This is a genomic window from Leptothrix ochracea, assembly GCF_041083635.1.
Classification (GTDB): domain Bacteria; phylum Pseudomonadota; class Gammaproteobacteria; order Burkholderiales; family Burkholderiaceae_C; genus Sphaerotilus; species Sphaerotilus ochraceus.
Genome location: NZ_JBFPHB010000020.1, coordinates 1 through 23,186 on the forward strand (window position 1 = coordinate 1; position 23,186 = coordinate 23,186).

At 59.4% G+C, this 23,186-nt stretch carries 23 protein-coding genes, 1 tRNA gene and 1 pseudogene; 4 read left to right on the top strand and 21 right to left on the bottom strand.

Annotation, left to right across the window (positions count from 1 at the left end):
• Positions 1-44 precede the first annotated feature (44 nt).
• The 3 genes from AB3X39_RS08110 to AB3X39_RS08120 are packed head-to-tail and all read left to right on the top strand — an operon-like array spanning position 45 to position 2,866.
• On the top strand, positions 45-1,220 hold the full coding sequence (locus AB3X39_RS08110; protein ID WP_369416880.1) for an AIR synthase-related protein: 1,176 nt from the start codon (positions 45-47) through the stop codon (positions 1,218-1,220).
• Between the two features lie 11 nt (positions 1,221-1,231).
• Positions 1,232-1,984, top strand: a complete 753-nt coding sequence (gene aat, locus AB3X39_RS08115) for a leucyl/phenylalanyl-tRNA--protein transferase (RefSeq protein ID WP_369416861.1) — start codon at positions 1,232-1,234, stop codon at positions 1,982-1,984.
• Between the two features lie 21 nt (positions 1,985-2,005).
• Positions 2,006-2,866 (top strand): arginyltransferase, encoded by an 861-nt coding sequence (locus tag AB3X39_RS08120; RefSeq protein ID WP_473964895.1) that lies wholly within the window; start codon positions 2,006-2,008, stop codon positions 2,864-2,866.
• On the opposite strand, the pseudogene AB3X39_RS08125 reads toward AB3X39_RS08120, so the two are convergent.
• The 17 genes and pseudogenes from AB3X39_RS08125 to surE all read right to left on the bottom strand — a co-directional run.
• A pseudogene (locus AB3X39_RS08125) lies at positions 2,847-3,437 on the bottom strand (acetyltransferase domain-containing protein); the annotation flags it as partial. The gene AB3X39_RS08120 and the pseudogene AB3X39_RS08125 sit on opposite strands and share 20 nt — an antisense overlap.
• Positions 3,438-3,481: 44 nt before the next feature.
• Positions 3,482-3,790 (bottom strand): integration host factor subunit alpha, encoded by a 309-nt coding sequence (locus AB3X39_RS08130; RefSeq protein WP_369416883.1) that lies wholly within the window; start codon positions 3,788-3,790, stop codon positions 3,482-3,484.
• Between the two features lie 37 nt (positions 3,791-3,827).
• Positions 3,828-6,284: a phenylalanine--tRNA ligase subunit beta gene (pheT, locus tag AB3X39_RS08135; protein WP_369416862.1), complete on the bottom strand. Its 2,457-nt coding sequence runs from the start codon at positions 6,282-6,284 to the stop codon at positions 3,828-3,830.
• 31 nt (positions 6,285-6,315) lie between these two features.
• The gene (pheS, locus tag AB3X39_RS08140) at positions 6,316-7,362 is read right to left on the bottom strand and encodes a phenylalanine--tRNA ligase subunit alpha (RefSeq protein WP_369416863.1); all 1,047 of its coding nucleotides are present in this window, start codon (positions 7,360-7,362) and stop codon (positions 6,316-6,318) included.
• Positions 7,363-7,464: 102 nt separating this feature from the next.
• A complete protein-coding gene (rplT, locus tag AB3X39_RS08145; RefSeq protein ID WP_369416864.1) occupies positions 7,465-7,821 on the bottom strand; it encodes a 50S ribosomal protein L20 in 357 nt (118 codons plus the stop codon).
• Between the two features lie 26 nt (positions 7,822-7,847).
• Positions 7,848-8,051, bottom strand: a complete 204-nt coding sequence (gene rpmI / locus AB3X39_RS08150; protein ID WP_369416865.1) for a 50S ribosomal protein L35 — start codon at positions 8,049-8,051, stop codon at positions 7,848-7,850.
• 115 nt (positions 8,052-8,166) lie between these two features.
• Positions 8,167-8,721, bottom strand: coding sequence for a translation initiation factor IF-3 (gene infC, locus AB3X39_RS08155; protein WP_369416884.1), 555 nt, complete (start codon positions 8,719-8,721; stop codon positions 8,167-8,169).
• A gap of 78 nt (positions 8,722-8,799) precedes the next feature.
• The gene (gene thrS / locus AB3X39_RS08160; protein WP_369416866.1) at positions 8,800-10,713 is read right to left on the bottom strand and encodes a threonine--tRNA ligase; all 1,914 of its coding nucleotides are present in this window, start codon (positions 10,711-10,713) and stop codon (positions 8,800-8,802) included.
• Between the two features lie 138 nt (positions 10,714-10,851).
• Positions 10,852-12,168: an isocitrate lyase gene (aceA, locus tag AB3X39_RS08165; RefSeq protein ID WP_369416867.1), complete on the bottom strand. Its 1,317-nt coding sequence runs from the start codon at positions 12,166-12,168 to the stop codon at positions 10,852-10,854.
• Between the two features lie 330 nt (positions 12,169-12,498).
• On the bottom strand, positions 12,499-13,305 hold the full coding sequence (locus tag AB3X39_RS08170) for a peptidylprolyl isomerase (RefSeq protein ID WP_369416868.1): 807 nt from the start codon (positions 13,303-13,305) through the stop codon (positions 12,499-12,501).
• A gap of 100 nt (positions 13,306-13,405) precedes the next feature.
• Positions 13,406-13,684, bottom strand: a complete 279-nt coding sequence (locus AB3X39_RS08175) for a BolA family protein (RefSeq protein ID WP_369416869.1) — start codon at positions 13,682-13,684, stop codon at positions 13,406-13,408.
• Positions 13,681-14,304 carry a septation protein A gene (locus AB3X39_RS08180; protein WP_369416870.1) on the bottom strand — a complete coding sequence of 208 codons (624 nt, stop codon included), beginning with the start codon at positions 14,302-14,304 and terminating at the stop codon, positions 13,681-13,683. The genes AB3X39_RS08175 and AB3X39_RS08180 overlap by 4 nt, the downstream gene beginning before the upstream one ends.
• A gap of 28 nt (positions 14,305-14,332) precedes the next feature.
• The gene (gene msrB / locus AB3X39_RS08185; RefSeq protein ID WP_369416871.1) at positions 14,333-14,716 is read right to left on the bottom strand and encodes a peptide-methionine (R)-S-oxide reductase MsrB; all 384 of its coding nucleotides are present in this window, start codon (positions 14,714-14,716) and stop codon (positions 14,333-14,335) included.
• Between the two features lie 22 nt (positions 14,717-14,738).
• Positions 14,739-16,217 (bottom strand): protein adenylyltransferase SelO, encoded by a 1,479-nt coding sequence (locus AB3X39_RS08190; RefSeq protein ID WP_369416872.1) that lies wholly within the window; start codon positions 16,215-16,217, stop codon positions 14,739-14,741.
• Positions 16,218-16,227: 10 nt separating this feature from the next.
• The gene (locus AB3X39_RS08195; protein WP_369416873.1) at positions 16,228-17,145 is read right to left on the bottom strand and encodes a peptidoglycan DD-metalloendopeptidase family protein; all 918 of its coding nucleotides are present in this window, start codon (positions 17,143-17,145) and stop codon (positions 16,228-16,230) included.
• Positions 17,146-17,186: 41 nt separating this feature from the next.
• Positions 17,187-17,978, bottom strand: coding sequence for a protein-L-isoaspartate O-methyltransferase family protein (locus AB3X39_RS08200; RefSeq protein WP_369416874.1), 792 nt, complete (start codon positions 17,976-17,978; stop codon positions 17,187-17,189).
• A gap of 40 nt (positions 17,979-18,018) precedes the next feature.
• On the bottom strand, positions 18,019-18,783 hold the full coding sequence (surE, locus tag AB3X39_RS08205) for a 5'/3'-nucleotidase SurE (RefSeq protein WP_369416875.1): 765 nt from the start codon (positions 18,781-18,783) through the stop codon (positions 18,019-18,021).
• 65 nt (positions 18,784-18,848) lie between these two features.
• Here surE and AB3X39_RS08210 point away from each other — a divergent pair.
• Positions 18,849-18,925: transfer RNA gene (locus tag AB3X39_RS08210), tRNA-Pro, on the top strand.
• 39 nt (positions 18,926-18,964) lie between these two features.
• Here AB3X39_RS08210 and AB3X39_RS08215 read toward each other — a convergent pair.
• From AB3X39_RS08215 to AB3X39_RS08230, 4 genes are all read right to left on the bottom strand, one after another.
• On the bottom strand, positions 18,965-19,603 hold the full coding sequence (locus AB3X39_RS08215) for a CoA transferase subunit B (RefSeq protein ID WP_369416876.1): 639 nt from the start codon (positions 19,601-19,603) through the stop codon (positions 18,965-18,967).
• A 16-nt stretch (positions 19,604-19,619) separates the two neighbouring features.
• The gene (locus tag AB3X39_RS08220; protein WP_369416877.1) at positions 19,620-20,321 is read right to left on the bottom strand and encodes a CoA transferase subunit A; all 702 of its coding nucleotides are present in this window, start codon (positions 20,319-20,321) and stop codon (positions 19,620-19,622) included.
• Positions 20,322-20,415: 94 nt separating this feature from the next.
• Positions 20,416-22,704, bottom strand: coding sequence for an EAL domain-containing protein (locus AB3X39_RS08225; protein ID WP_369416878.1), 2,289 nt, complete (start codon positions 22,702-22,704; stop codon positions 20,416-20,418).
• A complete protein-coding gene (locus AB3X39_RS08230; RefSeq protein ID WP_369416879.1) occupies positions 22,701-23,039 on the bottom strand; it encodes a hypothetical protein in 339 nt (112 codons plus the stop codon). The genes AB3X39_RS08225 and AB3X39_RS08230 overlap by 4 nt, the downstream gene beginning before the upstream one ends.
• Between the last annotated feature and the right edge of the window lie 147 nt (positions 23,040-23,186).

Below are 23,186 nucleotides of genomic sequence, written 5' to 3' on the forward strand. Positions count from 1 at the left end.
GTCACATCGGCCTTGAGGGTGGCAGTTCGCCGATAATCCGCACCATGCAATCGACATCACAACCCTCCTCCCTGCCCTCGACTGTTGCCGCCTCTGTTGCCGCAGACACCAGCACGCTCAGCTATGAGCAAGCCGGGGTCAATTACGACCTGATCGACCCGCTCAAGATCGCTGCCCAACGTGCAGCGGCTGCCACGGCGGTGTCCATGACTGGGCGTGGCTTTGCTGAAGTAACCGCCTCGCGGGGCGAATCAGCGTATGTGCTCGACGTGGGTCCGTTTTATTTGGCCTCCATCGTCGAATGCCTCGGCACCAAGACCTTGGTCGCTGACGAGATGGCGCAGCTCACGGGTCGCTCTTGGTACGACGGTATCGCGCAAGACACCATCGCCATGGCCATCAACGATCTGATCACCGTCGGGGCCACGCCCTTGGTGGTGCAGGCGTACTGGGCGGCTGGTGGCTCGGCGTGGTTTGAAGACAAGCTCCGCGCCAACGCGCTGGTGGACGGCTGGAAGAAGGCGTGCGATGTCTGCAAGGTGGCTTGGGGCGGCGGCGAAACCCCGGCGCTGGCAGGCATCGTGGAAGCCGGTCGCATCGACTTGGCTGCTTCGTGTACCGGCATCGTCAGCCCGAAGGATCGTCTCTCGCTGGGTGACCAGCTTGGCGCGGGCGACGCCATCGTGCTGCTGGCTTCGAGCGGTATCCACGCCAACGGTTTGAGCCTGGCGCGCAAGTTGGTGGAGCGTCTGCCCCAAGGCTATTTGACCGAGATCGACCCGGTGAATCACCCCGGCCTGAGCTATGGCGCGGCGCTGCTTGCACCCACCGTGCTCTATTCGCCCGTCACTGAAGCACTGGCTGCTGCGGGGATCCGGCCGCATTACTGCGCCAACATCACCGGCCACGGCTGGCGCAAGCTGCTGCGTCATCCGATTGAAATGACGTACCGCATCCATACCGTGCCGCCTGTCACCCCGGTGCTGAAGTTCATCCAAGAACAAGCTCGCCAGGACGATCACGAGGCCTACAGCACGCTCAACATGGGCGCGGGTTTTGCGCTGTACGTGGCGGCTGAAGACGCTGAGCGCTGCGTCGAGATCGCCAAAGCCCAAGGCATCGACGCTTGGGTGGCGGGCCGCTTGGAAGCGGGTCCGAAGCGTTTGCTGATCGAGCCTTTGGGCATCGAGTACGGCAGCGACGACCTGCAATTGCGCTGAGCACCACTGCGGTGGTTCCACGCCTCCATCCTGAGCAGCTCGACTTCCCGCCCACCACCGAGGTGTTGGGCGAGGACAGCGGCGCGGCAGGTTTGCTGGCCATCGGCGGCGACTTGAGCGTAGAGCGGCTGCGGGCGGCCTATCAGCGCGGTATCTTTCCGTGGTTTTCGCCCGGGCAGCCGATCCTGTGGTGGAGCTTGGCGCCACGCATGGTGCTGCCAACCCGCGACTTCAAGCTGCACCGCTCGCTGCGCAAAACCTTGGCGCGTTTTATCCAAGAAGCCACGCAGTTGCATCCGCGCTGCGAAGTGGTTTTTGACCGCGACACGCCCGCCGTGATCGCGGCTTGCGCCGATCGGCCACGTGAGGGCCAACCCGGCACGTGGATCGTGCCCGAGATGGTCGCCGCTTACAGCGCTTGGCACCACGCAGGCGACGTGCATTCGGTCGAAACATGGATCAACGGCGAGCTGGTTGGCGGCCTGTACTGCGTGCATTTGGGCGGCATGGTCTACGGCGAATCCATGTTTGCCCGGCGCAGCGACGCCTCCAAGATCGCGCTGGCGGCGCTGGTGGCGTTTTGCCGCTTGAAGGGCATCGACTGGATCGACTGCCAACAGCAAACCGGCCACTTGGCCTCGCTGGGTGCGGCGCCTGTAGCGCGTGCTGACTTTGAAGCCCATCTGCGCCGGGTCACGGCACCTGAAGCCATGAAGGCTGCGGCGCGCTGGCAGTTCGAGCCCGCCATGTGGCAAGCGCTCTAAAGGGGTTCTTCTAAAAGCGCCATGAATTCCGAGCTGCTGCACGCTTATCTCACCGCGCCCTACCCGTGCAGCTACTTGCCGGAACAACAAGCGCGCTCTGAAGTGGCGATTCCGATCCAGCCGGTGAGCGATGCGGTCTATCAGCAGCTCTACGTCGGTTTGATGCGCGAGGGCTTTCGGCGCAGCGGACCCTATGTTTACCGTCCGCACTGCGATGCTTGCCAAGCTTGCACCTCGCTGCGTGTGCGCACCCACGATTTCAAGCCGGACCGCAGCCAGCGGCGCAGCGCGGCACGCCACGCTGACTTGGTGGTGCGCGTGCGGCCGGTGGGGTTCGATGCTGAACACTTTGCGCTTTATCAGCGCTACCAATCGCATCGCCATGTGGGCGGTGGCATGGATCAAGACAGCGCCAAACAGTATGCCGAATCCATGCTGCCCAGCCGGGTCCACACCCGCATCATCGAATTCCGCGAACCCGACTTGAGGGCGAACGAAGAACTCGGCCAGCTGCGCATCGTCAGCTTGGTCGATGTGCTCGACGACGGTTTGTCGGCGGTTTACACCTTCTTTGATCCGGATGTCGTCGGCGCGAGCTACGGCACTTACGCGGTGCTGTGGCAGATTGAGCGCGCCCGGCGTCTGGGCTTGCCCTACGTGTATCTGGGCTACTGGATCGAGGGCTGCCGCAAAATGAACTACAAGACGCGCTTTACGCCGCACGAAGTTTTGATCGACGGGCGCTGGCAGCCCCTTAAGCGCGCCGCAGCAGCGTCCAAACTTCCAGCAAACCCAGCAACACCGGCTGATGCAGCATGTAAAAGCTCAGCGGCCAACGACCCAAGCGCGCCAGAGGCTGTAAGCAGCTCAGCCAACCGCTAAGGCTGCCGCCCACAACACCCATCGACGGGCGCTTGAGCAGCCAACGACCCAGCAACCAGCCGCCAAACATCACCCCAAACCATGGCAGCAAGGGGACGTAGTCTTCGGTGATGGGTTTGTGGGTGGCCAAACCCACCCAGCCGGTGAGGCGGCTGTCAAAAAAGGGATGCGCAACCCAAAGCGGCAGCAGCAACATGGCCCCCGCCAAACCCCAGCCCCAGCGCTCGACCCCCGTGCGCCAACCCGGCTGCGGCCGTAAAAGTTGCACCAAGAGCAACATCGCCGCCATGGCGTGCAAGACGCCAAACCAGATAAAACTGTGCGGAAACATCCACCACGAGCCCGCTGACACCAAGAGCGCGCAGCCCGCGATCTGCGCCCAGCGCCGCCAAGCCATGCGCGTTGAGTGCTCAAATGCCAACGCTTGCCCAAGGCCCGCGCAGAGCAAAAAGAGCGTGACGATCAGCGTGCGCTGCGTGGTCCAAAACGGATCGGCATAGAAGTTCTGCCGCCCGATCAGGCCGTATTGGTTCAGATCAAAACTGAAGTGAAACCCCGCCATCCACACCATCGCCAGCCCACGCAGGGCGTCGAGACGGGGAAGACGGCGAGAACTCACGCTCCATCCTCGTCCTGCACCACATCCTTGAGTTTGTGGCTGGCGCGGAAGGTGACAACGTTGCGGGCGCGGATCGGGATGATCTCGCCGGTGCGGGGGTTGCGCCCCGGACGCGGGGCTTTGCGGCGCACTTGGAAGTTGCCAAAGCCGGTGAGCTTGACCTCTTCACCGCGCAGCAAAGCGGCGTGAATGTGCACGAAAAAGGCGTCCACCATGTCCTTGGCCTCGCGCTTGTTCAGGCCGAGGCGCTCAAAAAGCAACTCGGCCAGTTCAGCCTTGGTCAAGGTGGGCGTCGAAGCCAGCATCGCCTCCAACACGTCGTCCGGGATCACTGCCATGGTTTCAGGCTCCGCGCAGATGGGCACCCACCGCTTGTTGCGCTGCGTCGATGGCGGCCTTGACCACCTCGTCGCTGCGGGCATCGGTCAACGGGGCTTCGTCGTCAAGCAACTCCAAGCGAATCGCCAGACTGCGTTCCCCCGGGGCAAAGCCAGCGGCACCGGCTTGGGGGCGGTAGACGTCGAACAGCTTGGCGCTGCGCAGCACACCGCCCGTGGGGGCAGTCAGCAGGCTTTGGATCAGCGCGTCGTGGCTCACGGCCTCACCCACGACCAAGGCGATGTCGCGCGTCACGGCTTGCTGGCGGGCCACCGGGGCAAAGACCGGCACGTCGCGCGCCAAAAGCGCAGCCACGTCCAGCTCAAACAGCACCGGCGCGCCTTGACCGGCGGGCAGCTCGTAGCCTTGACGCCAGCGCGGATGCAACTCCCCCACCACGCCGATCACTTGGCCGTCCAACAGCACCTGAGCGCAACGGCCCGGATGCATCGCCGGATGTTCGGCAGCCACAAAGCTGGCTTGGCGCGGCGCGAGCAGCACTTCTACATCGGCCTTGACGTCGAAGAAATCGACCGCGCGTTCTTTGTCACCCCACTGCAAGGGCGACACCGGCCCCCAAGCCAGACCGGCGAGCCGCAACGGCTGGTCGATACCGGCCACGGTTTGTTCGCTGGCCGCGACCGAGGCGTCGCGCTTGAAGACCCGGCCTAATTCGAAGACGCGCACACGCGGCGCACGGCGCGCCAAGTTGTGTCGCAACACCTGCACCAAGCTGCCGACCAAGCTCGATCGCATCACCGCCAACGGTGCGGCGATGGGGTTGAGCAAGCGGATCGGCGCGGCGTTGCCGGCCAGCTCAAGCTCCCAACGCTCTTCGACAAAGCTGAAGTTGATGGTTTCTTGGTAGTCGAGTGCGGCCACCGCACGGCGCAAGGCGTGGCTGGAGCGTTGCGCTTCCGGGCGGACCCGCGCCGTCACGGGTGCGACCGGCGGGGTCAGTGGCAGTTGATCGAAGCCGATGACGCGGATCACTTCTTCGATCAAATCTTCTTCGATGGCGATGTCAAAACGCCAGCTCGGCGGCGTCACGCTCAGGACGCCCTCGCCTTCGGTGAACTCAAGACCCAAACGAGCCAACACGGTGGCGCATTGCGCTTGGGTCACCGGCATGCCGATGACCTTGGCGGCGCGCTCGACCCGCAACGCCACGGCCCGACGCTCGGGCAGCTGGAGGCTTTGATCGGTGATGGGGCCGCAAGTGGTTTGGGCATCACCGCAGATCGACTGGATCAAGTCGGTGATGTGCTCAATGCGTGCCACGGTTTGAGCCGGATCGACACCGCGCTCAAAACGATGGCTGGCGTCGGTGCTGAAGTTGAAGCGGCGCGCCCGGCCAGCCATCGCTTCTGGCCACCAGAATGCGGCCTCGACGTAGACGTTACGCGTCTCGTCGCCCACGGCGGTGGCGTCACCACCCATGATGCCGGCGAGCGATTCGACCGATTGCTCATCAGCGATCACACCGACCTTGGCGTCGAGTGCGATGGTGTTGCCGTTCAGCAGCTTGAGGCTTTCGCCTTCACGCCCCCAGCGCACCGTCAGGCCGCCGTGGATCTTGTCGAGATCAAAAATGTGCGTCGGCTGGCCGTACTCGAACATGACGTAGTTCGAGATATCGACCAAGGCGCTGACGGAGCGTTGGCCGCAGCGCGCCAGCCGATCCACCATCCAGGCGGGTGTCTTGGCTTGCGGGTGAATGCCGCGCACCACTCGGCCGGAGAAACGACCACACAGATCGGCCGCTTCGACCTTCACCGGCAGCAGGTGATCGGCGCTGGAGACCACCGCCGGGGCAGCGGGTACAGCAGGCGTGCGCAGCGGCGCGCCGGTCAAGGCCGAGACTTCGCGAGCGATGCCATAGACGCTCAAACCATGGCCCAGATTGGGCGTGAGCTTGAGGGTAAAGAGCGTGTCATCAAGCTTCAAATGCTCACGGATGTCTTGGCCGAGCGGAGCGTCAAGCGCCAGTTCGAGCAAGCCGCCGTTGTCCTCCGCGAGCTGGAGTTCGCGCGCCGAGCACAGCATGCCGAAGCTCTCAACGCCGCGCAGCTTGCCCGTGCCGATCTTGAAGGGCTTGCCATCTTCGCCAGGGGGCAGTTCGGCACCGACGGTGGCCAGTGGAATGCGGATACCGGCGCGGGCGTTGGGAGCGCCGCAGACGATTTGCAGCGGGCCGTCTGGGCTGTGCGGGCCAGCATCGACCTTGCACACACGCAGGCGGTCGGCGTTGGGGTGTTGCACAGCTTCGAGGATCTCCGCCACGACGATGCCGTGAAACGGCGGTGCCACGGGCTTGAGCTCTTCGACTTCCATGCCGGCCATGGTCAGCAGGTGAGCCAGCTCGGCGGTGTTCAGTTCAGGGTTGCAGAACTCGCGCAACCACGATTCAGGAAATTGCATTTCTTCGGTCCTTGCGGCGGGGCAGCGGGAATTACTTGAACTGGCTCAGAAAGCGCAAATCGCCTTCAAAGAACAGCCGCAGATCGTTGACGCCGTAGCGCAGCATGGTCAGGCGATCCGGGCCCATGCCGAAGGCGAAACCGATGTACTTCTCAGGGTCGAGGCCGTAGTTGCGCACCACGTTCGGATGCACTTGGCCAGAGCCGGCGACTTCGAGCCAGCGACCTTTGAGCGGCCCGCTGGCAAAGGCGATGTCCACCTCGGCTGAGGGTTCGGTGAAGGGGAAGAACGAGGGGCGAAAGCGCAGCTCCAGCTCATCGGTCTCGAAGAAGGTGCGGAAGAAATCGGTAAAGACTGCTTTCAAGTCTTTGAACGACACGTTCTCGCCAATCCACAGGCCTTCGCACTGGTGAAACATGGGCGAGTGGGTGGCGTCCGAATCGACGCGGTAGGTGCGACCCGGCGCGATGACGCGAATTTCGGGCATCCCGTCGAGGTTGGCAGCGTGGCGCGCCGCATGCTGGCGGGCATAACGCACTTGCATCGGTGAGGTGTGCGGCCGCAAGCACAAGGGGCGACCCGCCTCGTCCTGCATATCGACGTAGAAGGTGTCTTGCATGGAACGCGCCGGATGGTTTTCCGGGTTGTTCAAAGCGGTGAAGCTGTGCCAATCGGTTTCGATCTCGGGGCCGTCGGCCACATCAAAACCCATCGAACCAAAGATCTGCTCAATGCGCTCCAGGGTGCGCGATACCGGATGCAAACCACCCAGCGAGCGGCCACGGCCCGGCAGGGTCACGTCGAGCGCTTCCGCCTTGAGCTGCGCTTGCAACTCGGCCTCTGCCAACGCACGACGACGCTCACCCAGCAGCGCTTCGATGCGCTGTTTGGTCTCGTTGATCGCAGCGCCCCGGGTCTTTTTTTCCTCGGGGCTGAGCTTGGCCATGCCCTTGAGCAGTTCAGTGACCAAGCCGGTCTTGCCGGTGAAGCGCGCCTTGGCGTCTTCAAGCTGAGCGGGTGTCAGCGCTGCAGCGAAGTCAGCCGCAGCGCCCGCCACGATTTGTTCGAGATCGTTCATCGACGCATCGAATCCATGCAGTAGGAAAGAAAAAAGGCCGAACGGATTCGGCCTTTCATGCAGCGCAACGGGGTCGATCGCGACCGGCCCCGGGCAACGCTATCAAGCGAGCTGGGCCTTGGCCTTCTCGACGATGGCGCCGAACGCAGCCAAGTCATGCACAGCCATGTCGGCCAGCACCTTGCGATCGACTTCGATCGCGGCCTTCTTCAGGCCAGCCATGAACTTGCTGTAGGTCACGCCGAATGAACGGGCTGCCGCATTGATACGGACAATCCACAAACGACGGAACACGCGCTTCTTGGCGCGGCGGTCACGGTAGGCGTATTGCCCCGCCTTCATCACCGCCTGTTTGGCGATGCGATAGACGTTTTTACGACGACCACGGTAGCCCTTGGCAAGGGCCAGAATCTTTTTATGACGAGCACGGGCGGTAACACCACGTTTGACGCGAGGCATGGTTCTCTTCCTTTAGTCTTGGTGGATTACAGACCAGCAAACGGCAGCATCTGTGCCATGTGACCCATATTGGTCTCATGGACAGTCACGGTACCGCGCAGTTGGCGCTTGTTCTTGGTGGTCTTCTTGGTCAGGATGTGGCGCTTGAACGCTTGACCGCGCTTGACGGTACCACCCGGACGAACGCGAAAACGCTTCTTCGCGCTGCTCTTGGTCTTCATTTTGGGCATGACTGCTCCTTCACGTTGTTCCCATCAGGCGCCGCGAACATCTCGCGGTCTTGGGGGCCTACGGGCACTGGAGCGCAGCAGCGACCAAACCGCTGCACTCCGAGATGGATGATTTTTACTTCTTCTTCTTGGGGGCCAACACCATGATCATCTGGCGACCCTCAAGACGTGGCATGTGTTCGACCAGCGAAACATCCGTCAACTCATCACGCACACGCTCCAGCAGGCGCATACCGATGTCTTGGTGGGTGATTTCCCGACCCCGGAACCGCAAGGTGACCTTGCCCTTGTCGCCATCTTCCAGAAAGCGCCGCAGGTTACGCAGCTTGATCTGGTAGTCGCCTTCATCGGTACCGGGTCGGAACTTGACTTCCTTGACCTCGATGACGTGTTGACGGGCCTTGGCTTCCGCGACCTTCTTCTGCTCTTGGTACTTGAACTTGCCGTAGTCCATCAAGCGACATACGGGTGGATTCGCGGTTGCCGCGATTTCCACCAGATCGACGTCCTGCTCAGCAGAAAGACGCAGCGCTTCTTGAATGCTGACGATACCCAAGGGCTCGTTCTCAGGTCCATTCAAACGGACTTCAAGAGCAGTGATTTCGCGATTAAGGCGATGTTTGCGTTCGGCGTTGGGTGTCCGACGGTCAAGAAAAGTAGCGATGGTCAGATTCCTTCAGGGCTTAAGCCCTTGAGTCAAAACAACACACACCGTTAACACAAGACAAGAAAGCCAAGCCCACTCTTCTTAGAGAGCGAGTTCGGCAGCTATTTTCCCGGAGAAGGCGTCTAAAGCCATCACACCGAGGTCTTGATTGCCTCTGGCGCGTACCGCAACGGCCCCCGCAGCCTTTTCTTTGTCGCCGACAACGAGAAGATAGGGAACCTTTTGCAATGAATGCTCTCTTATTTTATACGTGATTTTTTCGTTGCGCAAATCAATCGAGACCCTAAGTCCTTGTTTTTGCAGCTGTTTGGCCACTTCTTGGACGTAATCGGTCTGGGCATCGGTGATGTTGAGGACCACCACTTGCGTTGGCGCAAGCCAAGTGGGCAAAGCGCCGGCGTGTTCTTCGATCAAAATGCCGATGAAACGCTCCAAGCTGCCGAGGATCGCGCGGTGCAGCATGACGGGCCGATGGCGCGTGCCATCTTCACCCACGAACTCGGCATCCAAACGTTCCGGTAAGTTCGGATCCACTTGGATGGTGCCGCACTGCCACTGACGCCCCAGCGCATCTTTCAGGGTGTATTCGATTTTCGGACCGTAGAAAGCGCCCTCGCCCGGCAAGTACTCGAATTCACAGCCAGCAGCACGCAGACCTTCGGCCAAGGCCGCTTCGGCCCGATCCCAGCTTTCCTCGGTGCCGATGCGTTTTTCGGGTCGTGTGGAGAGCTTGTAGATGATGTCGGTGAAGCCGAAGTCCTTGTAGACCTTCTTGAGCAGCGCCGTGAATGCCGCCACCTCTGCTTGGATCATGTCTTCCGTGCAGAAGATGTGGCCGTCGTCTTGGGTGAAACCACGCACACGCATGATGCCGTGCAGACCGCCGGTGGGCTCATTGCGATGGCAAGCACCGAATTCACCGTAACGCAGCGGCAAATCACGATAGCTCTTGAGGCCCTGTTTGTAGATCAGGATGTGGCCTGGGCAGTTCATCGGCTTCAAAGCGTATTCGCGCTTTTCAGACTCGGTGGTGAACATGTTTTCGCGGTACTTGTCCCAGTGGCCAGTTTTTTCCCACAGGCCTTTGTCAAGGATCTGCGGCCCTTTGACCTCTTGGTAGCCATTTTCGCGGTACACGCGGCGCATGTACTGTTCAACTTCCTGCCAAATCGCCCAGCCCTTCGGGTGCCAAAACACCGTGCCGGGCGAGTATTCGTCCATGTGGAACAGATCGAGCTCGCGACCGAGCTTGCGGTGATCGCGCTTCTCGGCTTCTTCCAGCATCAAGAGGTATTTCTGCAAATCGTCTTTGGTCGCCCAAGCGGTGCCGTAGACACGTTGCAGCATCTCATTGCGATGGTCCCCGCGCCAATAGGCCCCGGCCACCTTCATCAGCTTGAAGAATTTCAGCTTGCCGGTACTCGGCACGTGCGGGCCACGACACAGGTCGGTGAACTTGCCTTCGGCGTAGAGCGAGACATCCTGATCAGCTGGAATGCTCTCGATGATTTCAGCCTTGTACGCTTCGCCGATCGACTTGAAATAGCTCACGGCCTCATCGCGGGCCACGACGCGTCGTTCGATCTTCTCATCCTTGTTGGCCAGCTCCGTCATCTTCTTTTCGATGGCCGCCAAGTCATCTGGCGTGAACGGGCGCTTGTACGAGAAGTCGTAATAGAAGCCGTGCTCAATGGTTGGCCCAATCGTGACTTGAGCATCGGGGAAAAGTTCTTTCACCGCGTAGGCCAGCAAGTGCGCCGTCGAGTGGCGGATCACGTCCAGCCCGTCAGCGTCCTTGGCGGTAATGATCGCCAGCTGCTCATCAGCTTCGATCAGATGACTGGTATCGACCAAACGGGTGCTCTCACCTGCGCCAACACGACCCGCCAATGCGGCCTTAGCCAGACCCGTGCCGATGGAAGCGGCCACGTCGGCCACCGTCACCGGGCCGGGGAATTCGCGCTTGGAACCGTCGGGAAGCTGTATCGAAACCATGAAATCCTCAAAACAATGCGGCGTGTACGGCACGGCCGACCACCAAAGGGTGACGATTTTAAGGGCACGTGATGCCGGGGTGCCCATAAAAAAACCGCGCCTTGTGAGCGCGGTTTTTTCAATGACAGATCCGAGGGGTCAGTGGAACTGTTCTTCTTCGGTCGAGCCGGTCAGGGCCTTCACGGAGGACGAACCACCTTGGATCACGGTGGTCACGTCGTCGAAGTAGCCTGCGCCCACTTCTTGTTGGTGCGACACGAAGGTGTAACCCTTTTCGCGAGCAGCAAATTCCGGCTCTTGCACCATTTCGGTGTAGTGCTTCATGCCTTCGCCGTTGGCGTAAGCATTGGCAAACTGGAAGGTGTTGTACCAGTTGATGTGAATACCCGCCAAGGTGATGAACTGGTACTTGTAGCCCAGTGCTGACAGGTCTTCTTGGAACGAAGCGATTTGCTTGTCGTTGAGGTTCTTCTTCCAGTTGAAGGAAGGCGAGCAGTTGTACGACAGCAGCTTGCCGGGGCAGGCAGCATGCACGGCTTGGGCGAATTCACGCGCAAAGCCGATGTCGGGCACGCCGGTTTCGCACCACACCAAGTCAGCGTACGGAGCATAAGCCACGCCACGGCTGATGGCTTGCTCCAGACCGTTCTTGACGCGGTAGAAGCCTTCTTGCGTGCGCTCGCCGGTGACGAACGGTTGGTCGTTGGCGTCGCAGTCGCTGGTCAGCAGGTTGGCCGCTTCAGCGTCGGTACGGGCCAGAACGATGGTGGGCACGCCCATCACGTCAGCGGCGAAACGAGCAGCGATCAGCTTTTCAACGGCTTCGCGGGTCGGCACCAAAACCTTGCCGCCCATGTGACCGCACTTCTTGACAGCGGCGAGCTGGTCTTCGAAGTGAACGCCAGCGGCGCCCGATGCGATCATGTTCTTCATCAGTTCGAAAGCGTTCAACACGCCACCGAAACCGGCTTCAGCGTCAGCAACGATCGGCAGGAAGTAGTCCACAAAGCCTTCGTCACCGGGGTTGATGCCACGGCCCCACTGAATTTCATCAGCGCGCTTGAAGGTGTTGTTGATGCGGCGAACCATGGTCGGCACCGAGTCGTACGCGTACAGCGATTGGTCGGGGTACATGGTTTCAGAGGTGTTGCCGTCAGCGGCGACTTGCCAGCCCGACAGGTACACGGCCTCCAAGCCAGCCTTGGCTTGTTGCATGGCTTGACCGGCGGTGATGGCGCCGAAAGCGTTCACATAGCCCTTCTTGGCGCCACCGTTGACCTTGGCCCACAGCTTTTCAGCGCCGTTCTTGGCCAAGGTGTATTCGGGCTGCATGCTGCCGCGCAGACGCACGACGTCAGCGGCGCTGTAGCCACGCTTCACCAGCGCCCAGCGGGGATTTTCAGCCCAGTCTTTTTCGAGGGCAGCGATCTGTTGTTCACGGGTCAATTGGGTCATCACAAGCTCCAATGCGTAGCGGATCGATTAACGGTAGGAATGGGATGAATCTTAGCGGAAAAGAAGACTTATGTCTTATATAAGACAGAAGATACAAGATCATAAAAATCAAGGACTTGCGCTTTTTATTTTGCAATGCGGAAAGAAAAAGAGGTCGCCCCTCTTCCACGCAAGACTTGCGACAAGAGCCATTTTTTATGCCGCAAAAAGAATTTCACAATACAAAATATTGCATGCGTAATTTCACGCATAAAAACGGGATCAGGCATGAAAAAAGCGGCCGAAGCCGCTTTTGAGGGTGAAATCCACCGCAGGCAATCAGCTGCCCACTTAGCTGCCCACTTTCTCAGTGGTGAAGGTGTAATCGGTGCGAGCCTTGGTCTTCAACTCGTCGCGGAACTTAGCCAACTTTTGCTGTTGCAAGCGCTGTTGCAATTGGGCTTTGACTTCGTCCAACGGCGGAAATTGCACGTCACGCACATCATCAAGACGAATCACGTGCCAGCCAAACTGAGTCTTGATCGGCTTATCGGTGGACTTGCCCTTTTCAAGTTGGGTGATGGCTTGACCAAATTCAGGCACGTAGTTGCCTGAAGGTGCCCAGTCCAGATCACCGCCATTGGGTGCAGAGCCCGGATCCTTAGACAGTTTCTTGGCCAGTTCAGCAAAATCGGCGCCGCCCTTGAGCTGCGTGATGATGGACTGAGCCTCTTCTTCCTTCTCGACCAAGATGTGACGAGCGCGATATTCCTTGCCGCCGGCTTGAGCCTTGAGCTTGTCGTATTCCGCCTTGACTTCAGCATCGGTCACCGGATGGTCCTTGCTGAATTGGCTAAACATCTCATTGATCAAGATGTTTTGGTTCTGGATTTCCGTTTTGATCTTGTAGTCGTTGGTCGCGTCAAGATGCTGACGCTTGGCTTCTTGCTGGAAAATTTCGCGCAACACCAGCTCATCCTTGACTTGGCGCTCCAAGTCTGGCGTGCGGGGTTGACCTTGTTTAACGATTTGACCGATCAAGGCTTCAAAACGTGCCTTGGGCACCGTTTTGCCGTTCACCACAGCAATGTTCTGAGCTTGTACGAGAGCGGGTAAGACGGTTGCAAACGCAACGGCAGCCAATGAAAGCTTCTTCATGATAGGGATGCAAACCTTTCAGGAGGGGACTTTAGGAAGGGAAACAACAAAGACGCAAACCCAAGCGCCCGGGGGTGAATCATAGCGACCCCGGACCGCGTCAGGACACAAGCTCCAAGCTGAGAGCATGAATGCGATCACGCATCAGATCCCCCAAAGCGGCATAGACCGCCCGATGGCGGGCGACCAAAGACAGGCCGATAAAGCACGGGCTTTGGAGTCGGACATGGAAATGCCCACCACCGCCGGCAGCACCCGCATGACCGGCATGCAAAGCACTGTCATCACGAATGGTCAGCGCCAAGACCGGATCTAAGCGTGCGCGCAAACGCCGCTCGATTTCCACCAAAATGGGTGTTTCAAAGGGAGCTGTACTCACGCTGTGGGCTCTTTCATGTGACGTGACAGGTAGACGCCCTGCCCCAAGGTGAACAAAATCAGCAAGCCCGTACCGCCGAAGAGCTTGAAATTGACCCACGTATGGGTTTCAAAGTTGAACGCCACCCAGAGGTTGAGGGCGCCCATCCCGCCAAAAAACAGCACCCAAGCGGCGTTAAGACGTCGCCAAACAGGGTCCGGCAATTCAATCTTGTCACCCAAAAGCACGCGCAGCAGATTCTTGCCGCCCAGTATCGGCGCCAGAAGCAAGGCCGAAGCCATGGCCCAGTAAAGCAAGGTCGGCTTCCACTTGATGAACATCTCGTTGTGAAACCAGATCGTGGCCCCGCCCAGCACTGTGACCAGACCCAAGCTGATCCAAAGCATCGCATCGACCTTGCGACCGCGTAGTTTCAGAACCAACACCTGCACCAAGGTCGCCACGATCACCACCACCGTGGCCAGCAACACGGGGGCTTCTTTGGCGCCCACAACGCCGCCTTGAACCATGAAGCCAAAAGCATCCGTGGCCCAACTTGCGGCCTGATCAGCATGACGCTCGGCGTAGTTGAAGGTCAGAAAGAAAAGCAGAATCGGCAGGAAATCAAGCAACAGTTTCATGAAAAATGGGCATCAAGGAGAAACGAACTTAGGACGGGTCCGGATGGAAATCAAGGGCGGCTGAATTGATGCAGTAACGCTCACCGGTCGGCAAGGGTCCATCGTCAAACACGTGGCCCAGATGCGCTAAACACTGATGACATCGAACTTCCACGCGAACCATGCCGTGCGAGGTATCGGTGCGGCGTTCAACGCAAAAAGCATCCACAGGCTCCCAGTAACTCGGCCAACCACAGCCCGCATCAAACTTGGCGCTTGAGTCAAACAAAGTGACACCGCAACACACGCAACGGTATTGCCCAGGCTCCACATGATTCCAGTAGCGCCCCGAAAACGGCGGCTCAGTCGCAGCCTCTTGGGTCACGGCGTACTGGATGGGGTCAAGGCGGCGTTTCAGATCATCGCTAGACATCTTGGGATCTCCTCCAATGTCATCAAGACGAGCACGATAACGCGATTTCGGCCGCCCAAAGCGGCGGTAAGGCGGCGTAGGCCTCATGCTCAGGCTGCTCGTCGAAGGGCCGTGCAAGCATATGCAAGAACTTACGCACCGGCTCAAAGTCGGCCAATTGGGCCGCAGCAATCACTTGCTCAAGCTGATGGGTGCGAGGGATGTATTTGGGATTGACGCTCAGCATCCGCATACGCCTTGTCGACGCAGCCTCTGGCTCAGCTCGGACACGGTCAACGTAACGCTCGGCCCAAGCACTAAATCGCACTTTTTGAGCATGCATCAGTGCGTCCAACCCACCAGCTTCGATGTCGGCCAATTTGCGCCACGCCAAGGTGTGATCTAAGCGACCGTCGGACAGGAGGTCGAGCCATGCTTGAACCAGCATCTCGTCCTCGTCATGGGAGCCCACAAGGCCCAGCTTGGCGCGCATACGGGCCATCCACGCCTGTTCAAACAGGGGGGGGTAAAGCGCCAAAGCGGCCTCCAACTCATCCTGATCAGCGTTTTGCAGTACCGCCAGAGCTTGGGCTAAACGCTGCAAGTTCCACCAAGCCACGGAGGGTTGGCGGGCAAAGGCATAGCGACCCCAACTGTCGGAGTGGTTGCAAATGTGGTTGGGCTCAAAAGCATCAAGAAACTTGAAGGGGCCGTAGTCCAAGGTCAGCCCAAGGATCGACATGTTGTCGGTATTCATCACCCCGTGGCAAAACCCCACAGCCTGCCAGTCAGCCATCAGGGCCGCAGTACGTGCCACCACCGCCCGCAGCAAGCGCACAGCGGGCGCATCTGTCTCGGGCAACAGCTCATTGGGCGAGAACAAGGTCAGCGCATCGAGCACCAACTGTCGAAGCGCTGTGTGGTTGCCAGTGGCGGCAAAGTGTTCGAAGTGACCAAAACGCAGGAAGCTTGGGGCAACCCGGCACACCACGGCAGCCGTTTCGAGCGTCTCCCGCTGGACTTGCAGCGGTGATCCCATCAACGACAAAGCACGGGTGGTCGGAATGCCCAACCCGGCCATGGCTTCAGAGCAGACAAATTCTCGGATGGAGGAACGCAACACCGCACGACCGTCGCCTCGGCGCGAAAACGGCGTAGGCCCACTGCCCTTGAGCTGCAACTCCAACCCATCCCAACCATGCGGTAACCCTGTTTGGACCGTGCCCAGCGACAGCGCCCGACCGTCCCCCAGTTGACCCGCCCAGACGCCAAATTGGTGCCCACTGTACACAGTAGCGACTGGATGCATGCCCGGCCATTGGTCGGAGCCGCTGAACACCGCCAACGCCGACGGGTGCTGCCACCAATCGATGGGCCAACCGAGCTGTTCAGCCACCGCATCGCTGGTAGCAACCCATGTCGGCTGAGGAAGACCTTGAGCTGAGCAGGGTACAGCCAAGGCGTCACCCAAAGCCGCATGACGTTCTAGCCAGCGCACATGAGTGGGATCGAATCGCGTCATCTGAGGCTCTTCAACGCATCGGCAGGATGCGGGTCGGATCGATCGGCTTGCCGCGCTTGCGTACTTCGAAGTGCAGTTGGATGCGATCGGTATCACTGGCACCCATTTCAGCGATTTTTTGGCCGCGTTTGACGGGTTGATCCTCTTTGACCAGCAACGTCTGGTTGTGGGCGTACGCCGTCAAATACACCTCGTTGTGCTTGACGATGATGAGATTGCCGTACCCCCTCAAGCCAGAGCCTGCGTACACCACACGGCCATCGGCGGCGGCAAAAACGGGGTCACCCGCTTTGCCAGCGATGGCCACCCCTTTGTTGCGATTTTCGTCAAAACTGGAAACCAGCGGTCCCGTGGCGGGCCACAGCCAGATCAGATCAGTTTCGCCAGCGTCACGACTGGATGCGGGGACGGTGGTCGCGGCAGCGACAGGAACCACCACGGGCTCCGCGACCGGGGCGGCGATGGGCGGTAAGGGGGTTGTGGCGATGACGCTCGGCACACTCTGTGTTGGAGGTACCGAAGTTGGCATGGGGCTACGCAACGCACTTGACGGTACCCGACTCGTCACAGCGGTGGTTTCCGGCATGGACGGCGTCAACCGCAAAACTTGGCCAACCTCAATCAGATTGGGTCGTTCAAGATTGTTCCAGCGTTGCAGATCACGCCAGTTTTGCCCGGTCTCCAAGCCAATCCGGATCAAGGTGTCACCGGGTTTGACGGTGTAGTAGCCCGGTCGATTGTTATCAGCCACGCTGCGCGAAGCCTCGACGGGCGGCGCCTGAAACGCCGGCGGCTGGCGCACGATCAACGGTGGCCTAGCCGCTGAGCTGGTTTTTTGAAGATTGGTGGCACAACCCACCATGGTGATCAACATCAAACCAGACAGCCATGCCCGAACCATCAACACAAAAAAGCGCGGAGTTTTCATGCAACCTCTGGTATTTGTTTCTTATTTCCCCTGACAGCGACTCAGCTTAGCCCTGAGTCACAGATGCCCGATTCTAAGGGGACGAAGCGCACGTCTTCCAAGCCGTATTCCTGAAGGGTGTGATCCGCAAGGCGATCGACCACCCACAAAATCTGCCGGTCTTGATTTGGGATATAGACCGGGGCCACCAGTCGCCCCCCAGATGCCAGCTGATCAATCCATGCAGAAGGCACACTGCCATGGCAAGCGGCGGCGGCAACAATGCCGTCATAGGGCGCATTCGGGGGATGGCCCCAGCAACCATCCGCGTAGATAAGCCGCAAATTCGCAGCGCGAATCGGCGCCATGGTGTTTCTGGCCCGGTCAAAAAGCAGCTTCAACCGCTCGACCGAGTAGACCTCGCGGGACAGTTCGGTCAAAAGTGTTGCTTGATAGCCGCACCCTGTCCCAATTTCAAGCATTCGTCCCAAGGGCCGAGCACCCGTCACCCCTGAGGAGTTCACTCCCGGTCGTTGGCACAACAGGCTGAGCATGCGCGCGATGATGGACGGCTTAGAGATGGTTTGACCCAGTCCAATGGGCAAACTCGTATCCACGTAGGCCTGTGATGCCAAGGCCGTATCGATGAATCGATGGCGCTCGACGCGCGCCATGACCGCTAAAACACGCGCATCGAACCCCTGAGTAGCGCGGAGCTGATCGACCATGCGCATGCGCATCGATTCTTCGAAATGGGCTTCTGGGTGATGCCATTGCGGGGATGGCGTGACGATGGGCTCGCCAAGGTCCGGGCTGCTGGAGGTCGGGCGTCCTGTGACCTGTTCCAAGCTCAAAGGGAAACCGACCCGCCGCAACGGCCGCCCCGGAGGGCCATCATTGACCATGCCGGCCCGTGCCCAGCATGTCCGCCCATCCAGCAAGGCGGGCGTGATCGGTCAAATCAACTTGCAGCGGTGTGATGGAAATGCGGCCTTGGGCCAGAGCGTAGAAGTCGGTGCCCTCTCCCGCCTCACGGGCGTCACCCGCAGGCCCGATCCAGTAAATCGGCTCACCGCGTGGGTTGGTTTGACGAATCACCGGCTCACTCATGTGGCGCCGCCCCAATCGGGTGACTTGTCGCGGCAGAGAAGCCGCATCGGCCCGGCCCGGAATATTGACATTCAACAGCCACGGCTGAGCGGTTGAACGCGGCTTGGTCAGTACATCGGCCAAAACCAAGCGGGCAGCATCAGCCACGGCGTCTAGATGCGGCCAACCGCGTCCCACCAATGAAAAAGCGATCGAGGGGATGCCAAACAGCAGCCCTTCCATGGCCGCTGCAACTGTGCCGGAGTAGATCGTGTCATCGCCCATGTTGGCACCGTTGTTGATGCCAGACACCACCAAGTCGGGCCGCTCCGGCATCAACCCAGTGAGCGCCACGTGGACACAGTCAGAAGGCGTACCGTTGACGTAATGAAAACCGTTGGGCGCCGTCAAGACCGAGAGTGGCCGATTGAGCGTCAAAGCGTTGGAAGTGCCGCTGGCGTTTTGCTCCGGCGCCACCACCACCACGTCTCCAAATTCGCGACACACCCGCACCAAGGCTTCCAGCCCCGGTGCCAAGTACCCATCATCGTTAGCAACCAAAATTTTCATGCGGACGATTTTAGGGCTGCTATGAAAATTAGGGGGAATTTACCGCTAGAATAGCGTTCTCTTGTCGGGGTGTAGCGCAGCCTGGTAGCGCAACTGGTTTGGGACCAGTAGGTCGGACGTTCGAATCGTCTCACCCCGACCATCAGATCAAGCAAAGGCCCTTTCGGGCCTTTTTTGCGTTTTAGATCAGCTCAACGCCGGTCTTGGCCGCGATGTCTTCGCGAGTCACTCCGGGGGCGATTTCGATCAGCTTCAAGCCTTCGGGGGTCACATCCAGCACTCCGAGATCGGTGATGATGCGATTGACCACGCCGACACCGGTCAGCGGCAAGGTGCAGTTCGGCAGAATCTTCAAATCGGTTGAGCCGTCTTTCTTGGTGGCGATGTGTTCCATCAGCACCACGACGCGACCCACACCGGCGACCAGATCCATGGCGCCGCCCATGCCTTTGACCATCTTGCCCGGAATCATCCAGTTGGCCAGATCGCCTTGGCCGCTCACTTGCATCGCGCCCAAAATGGCCAGATTGATCTTGCCGCCCCGGATCATGCCGAAGCTGTCAGCACTGCTGAAAAAAGCCGAGCCAGGCAGCGTGGTGACGGTTTGCTTGCCAGCGTTGATCAAATCGGCATCCACGGCGTCTTCAGCCGGGAACGGGCCGATACCGAGCAAGCCGTTTTCGCTTTGCAGCCAGACTTCCATGCCAGTGGGCACGTGGTTGGCGACCAAGGTCGGCAAGCCGATACCGAGGTTAACGTAGAAGCCGTCTTGCAGCTCTTGGGCTGCGCGGGCAGCCATTTCATCGCGGGTCCATGCCATGTTGTGACTCCTCGGCTCAGATGGTTTTGCGGATGGTGCGCTGTTCGATGCGCTTTTCCGGGGTGGTGTTGAGCACGATGCGGTGCACAAAAATACCGGGCAGGTGGATCTGATCCGGATCGAGTTCGCCGATCTCCACGATCTTTTCGACTTCGACCACCGTCAGCTTGCCGGCTTGGGCCACGTTCGGGTTGAAGTTGCGCGCCGTCTTGTTGAAGATCAGGTTGCCGGACTTGTCGGCAATGTGCGCCTTGACCAGCGAGACTTCCGGCGTCAAGGCACGCTCCATGACGTACTTGTGGCCGTCGAACTCACGGATTTCCTTGCCCTCAGCCACGATGGTGCCCACGCCGGTCTTGGTGAAGAAGGCCGGGATGCCCGCGCCACCGGCGCGCAGCTTTTCAGCCAGCGTGCCTTGGGGAGTGAATTCCAGCTCCAGCTCACCGCTCAGGTACTGACGCTCGAACTCTTTGTTCTCGCCCACGTAGCTGGAGATCATCTTTTTGATCTGCCGGGTGCTGAGCAACTTGCCCAAGCCGAAACCATCGACCCCGGCGTTGTTCGAGATCACCGTCAAATCCTTGACACCGGTGGCTTGCAGCGCGTCGATCAGCGCCTCAGGAATCCCACACAGGCCGAAACCGCCGACCGCTAACAGCTGGCCGTCTCTGACGATACCGTCGAGTGCCGCTGCGGCGCTCGGATAAATCTTGTTCATGGCATTGCGCTCCGAATAACACCTGCCCGAAGACATGGACAGACGAGACGAAGCGTACTACGTAATCACATACGTATTGTGTACGTAGAATTGACTACGCCGCCCCCATCGTCAATGCAGGCAAGGCAGCAAAATCCTCAGCCGGCATCGGCCGACCGAAGTAATAACCTTGGGCATAACCACAGCGCAGGCTGCGTAGAAGTTCGCGCTGCTCGATGGTTTCCACCCCTTCAGCCACAACTCGCAGGTTCAAGCTCGATGCCATCGCCAAAATGGCTTCGACGAGGGTTGCCGCGCTGTGGTCTTGGACGCAATAGCGGATAAACGACTGATCGATCTTGATCGTTTCGACCGGAAAGCGGCGGATGTAGCTCAGGCTCGAATAGCCGGTGCCGAAATCGTCCACCGTGAAATGCACCCCCAAGTGACGCAGATCCTGCATGGTGGTGCCGACGCTGAGATCATCTTGCACCAGCAAGCTTTCGGTGATTTCCAGCTCCAACATCGGTGCCGGCAGGCCGGTCTCCCGCAGAATCTCTTGCACCAAGCGGCTGAGATCTTGATGGCGGAACTGATAAGCCGAGAGGTTGACCGCCAAGGAAACCGGTGTTGCGCTGAGACGCTGCCAACGAGCCGCCTCGGCGCACGCTTGACGCAGCACCCATTCACCGATAGGGGTGATCAGCCCAGTTTCTTCGGCCACGGGGATGAATTCGCTGGGCGGACACATCGAACCATCCTCCCGCACCCAACGAATCAAGGCTTCCGCACCGACGATACGGTGGGTGCGCAAGTCAACTTGGGGTTGGAAATAAACCCGAAACTCGTTCTGATCCAAGGCCCGGCGCAACTGGACCTCAAGGCGTGTACGCATCTGGACGGCCTGATCCATATCGGCGGTGAAGAAGCGGACGCTGTTTTTGCCACTTTCCTTGGCCTGATACATCGCGGTATCGGCTTTGCGGATCAAGCCAGCTGCGCTGTCGCTATCTGCCGGATAACACGCCACACCGATGCTGACGCTGAGGAAGAACTGATCGTTCAGGATATCGAACGGGGGTTTGAACGAGGCCAAGACGTTTTGCGCCCATCGTGCTGTGGCCTCGTGGTCTCGACCGGTACACAACATGGCAAATTCATCGCCACCCAAACGGGACAGAAGATCGTCTTCGTTCAAGACACTCCGCAAACGCTCGGCCACTTTGTTCAGCAGCTGATCGCCCTGTTCATGGCCTCGGGCATCGTTGATGCGTTTGAAGTTATCCAGATCCAGCATCAGCACACTGAGTGCGGTGCCTTGGCGTTGTGCAAGGGCCAAGGCATGGTCCAAGCGCTGCATCAGCAAAGCCCGATTCGGCAGGCCGGTCAAAGCATCGAAATGGGCGATCAAATCCAAGCGATGACGTGCCAGTTGAACTTCTTCCAGCCGACGGGCGTTATCCAACACCAAAGAGAGTGAACTGGCAAAACTGCGCGTCAGCAACTCATCTTCGGCTGAAAACGGTTCGCTATCGGTTTTGTCGCTGAGGTAGATCCGGCCGTAAACACGGCCCAAATGCGAGATCGGCACCGCCAGCAACGAGGTCATGTGGGGATGGTGAGCGGGAAACCCTGCGCTGCGTGGGTCTGCGTGGATGTCATCAATGCGCAAGGCCACGTCTTGATGCGTGACCACACCCAACAACCCGCGCCCCTGCGGCATGTCATGAATGTGATGCGCTGCTTTGGCGCTGATCCCGGTATGAACGAACTGGGACAGATGCCCATCGGCATCCAAAATGCCAATGGCGCCGTAGCGGGCGTGAATCACCTTCACCAAAGCTTCGATACCGCCTTGAAGCAAATCCCGCTCGATGGTGCTGTGCGCCAACAAGGCCAACAACGTGCGTCCTGCCTCATGCAAATCTTGCAAGCGTGAGGCCCAGTTCAGCTTTTGCTGACGATCTAATTCGATTTGTTCGTTGAGCTTGCGGGTTTCTTCCAGCAACCACTTTTGACGCGCCAACAAGGCTGCCAACCAACTGGCCCGGGTCACCACCCCTAAAAATGTTTTTTCGGCATCCACCACGGGCAGCGTCCGCCACCCTTGCGACTCCATCAAGGCGCCCAAAGCGGCCAAGGACACATCGTGCAGAACAGGACTGATCGGGTTCAAGCGCAGCAGATCAGCAAAGATCCGTTGGGGATACGTAGCGACGTCTTGTTCGGTCACCAGCCCAAGAAAGACCGCAGGATCTTCCTCATCGAACACGGCATACACACCGCTCTGAGCCCATTGACCCGGTTTATGCCGCTGATCGGCCGTGACGCGCACGATCAACACATCCGCCAGCGCATCCATGGCCACCAGATCTTTTCCCGTCCCGGCGATCACCACGGTCACTCCCCCGACTCTTCGATGAACATCTCGACGCTGATTTCCAGCTGCATGATTTCTTCTGCGCCCATGGCTGGCTTGATGTTTCGCAGCACAAACGCCAGCAAGCGATCCTTGGGAATACGGCGCAACAAGGCTTGACGGACCAACACATCTTGGATGATGTCGTCTTCGATTTCGAGGTGTTCAAAGGGAAACGCCGTCAGCAAATCCAAAGCCTTGCGCAGCGCCACACAGCCAATCGGCGCATCGCGACCGATCACCAAGCCGTCACGGATGAGCGGCAAGACGAATTCATGGGCCTTAGCCTTGATGATTTGCTGTTTTTTGGGGGCATTCATGGACGTGTAGACCCCCTCTTTTGCTATCCATTACCCACAAATTCCAACTGATCTGACGTTGATGGGTGGGGTTGAAGAAGTTGCCAAGTGTTGGAGATGTCGAGCAAGCGCTGCAAGCCTCGCCAGAGCACTTTAACGCCAGGCTCG

Coding starts and splice junctions, on each gene's coding strand:
- AB3X39_RS08110 (WP_369416880.1), top strand. CDS start 45: ATGCAATCGACATCACAACCCTCCTCCCTGCCCTCGACTGTTGCCGCC.
- AB3X39_RS08120 (WP_473964895.1), top strand. CDS start 2,006: ATGAATTCCGAGCTGCTGCACGCTTATCTCACCGCGCCCTACCCGTGC.
- AB3X39_RS08130 (WP_369416883.1), bottom strand. CDS start 3,790: ATGCTGGCTTCGACGCCCACCTTGACCAAGGCTGAACTGGCCGAGTTG.
- pheT (WP_369416862.1), bottom strand. CDS start 6,284: ATGCAATTTCCTGAATCGTGGTTGCGCGAGTTCTGCAACCCTGAACTG.
- pheS (WP_369416863.1), bottom strand. CDS start 7,362: ATGAACGATCTCGAACAAATCGTGGCGGGCGCTGCGGCTGACTTCGCT.
- rplT (WP_369416864.1), bottom strand. CDS start 7,821: ATGCCTCGCGTCAAACGTGGTGTTACCGCCCGTGCTCGTCATAAAAAG.
- rpmI (WP_369416865.1), bottom strand. CDS start 8,051: ATGCCCAAAATGAAGACCAAGAGCAGCGCGAAGAAGCGTTTTCGCGTT.
- thrS (WP_369416866.1), bottom strand. CDS start 10,713: ATGGTTTCGATACAGCTTCCCGACGGTTCCAAGCGCGAATTCCCCGGC.
- aceA (WP_369416867.1), bottom strand. CDS start 12,168: ATGACCCAATTGACCCGTGAACAACAGATCGCTGCCCTCGAAAAAGAC.
- AB3X39_RS08170 (WP_369416868.1), bottom strand. CDS start 13,305: ATGAAGAAGCTTTCATTGGCTGCCGTTGCGTTTGCAACCGTCTTACCC.
- AB3X39_RS08180 (WP_369416870.1), bottom strand. CDS start 14,304: ATGAAACTGTTGCTTGATTTCCTGCCGATTCTGCTTTTCTTTCTGACC.
- msrB (WP_369416871.1), bottom strand. CDS start 14,716: ATGTCTAGCGATGATCTGAAACGCCGCCTTGACCCCATCCAGTACGCC.
- AB3X39_RS08190 (WP_369416872.1), bottom strand. CDS start 16,217: ATGACGCGATTCGATCCCACTCATGTGCGCTGGCTAGAACGTCATGCG.
- AB3X39_RS08195 (WP_369416873.1), bottom strand. CDS start 17,145: ATGAAAACTCCGCGCTTTTTTGTGTTGATGGTTCGGGCATGGCTGTCT.
- surE (WP_369416875.1), bottom strand. CDS start 18,783: ATGAAAATTTTGGTTGCTAACGATGATGGGTACTTGGCACCGGGGCTG.
- AB3X39_RS08215 (WP_369416876.1), bottom strand. CDS start 19,603: ATGGCATGGACCCGCGATGAAATGGCTGCCCGCGCAGCCCAAGAGCTG.
- AB3X39_RS08220 (WP_369416877.1), bottom strand. CDS start 20,321: ATGAACAAGATTTATCCGAGCGCCGCAGCGGCACTCGACGGTATCGTC.
- AB3X39_RS08230 (WP_369416879.1), bottom strand. CDS start 23,039: ATGAATGCCCCCAAAAAACAGCAAATCATCAAGGCTAAGGCCCATGAA.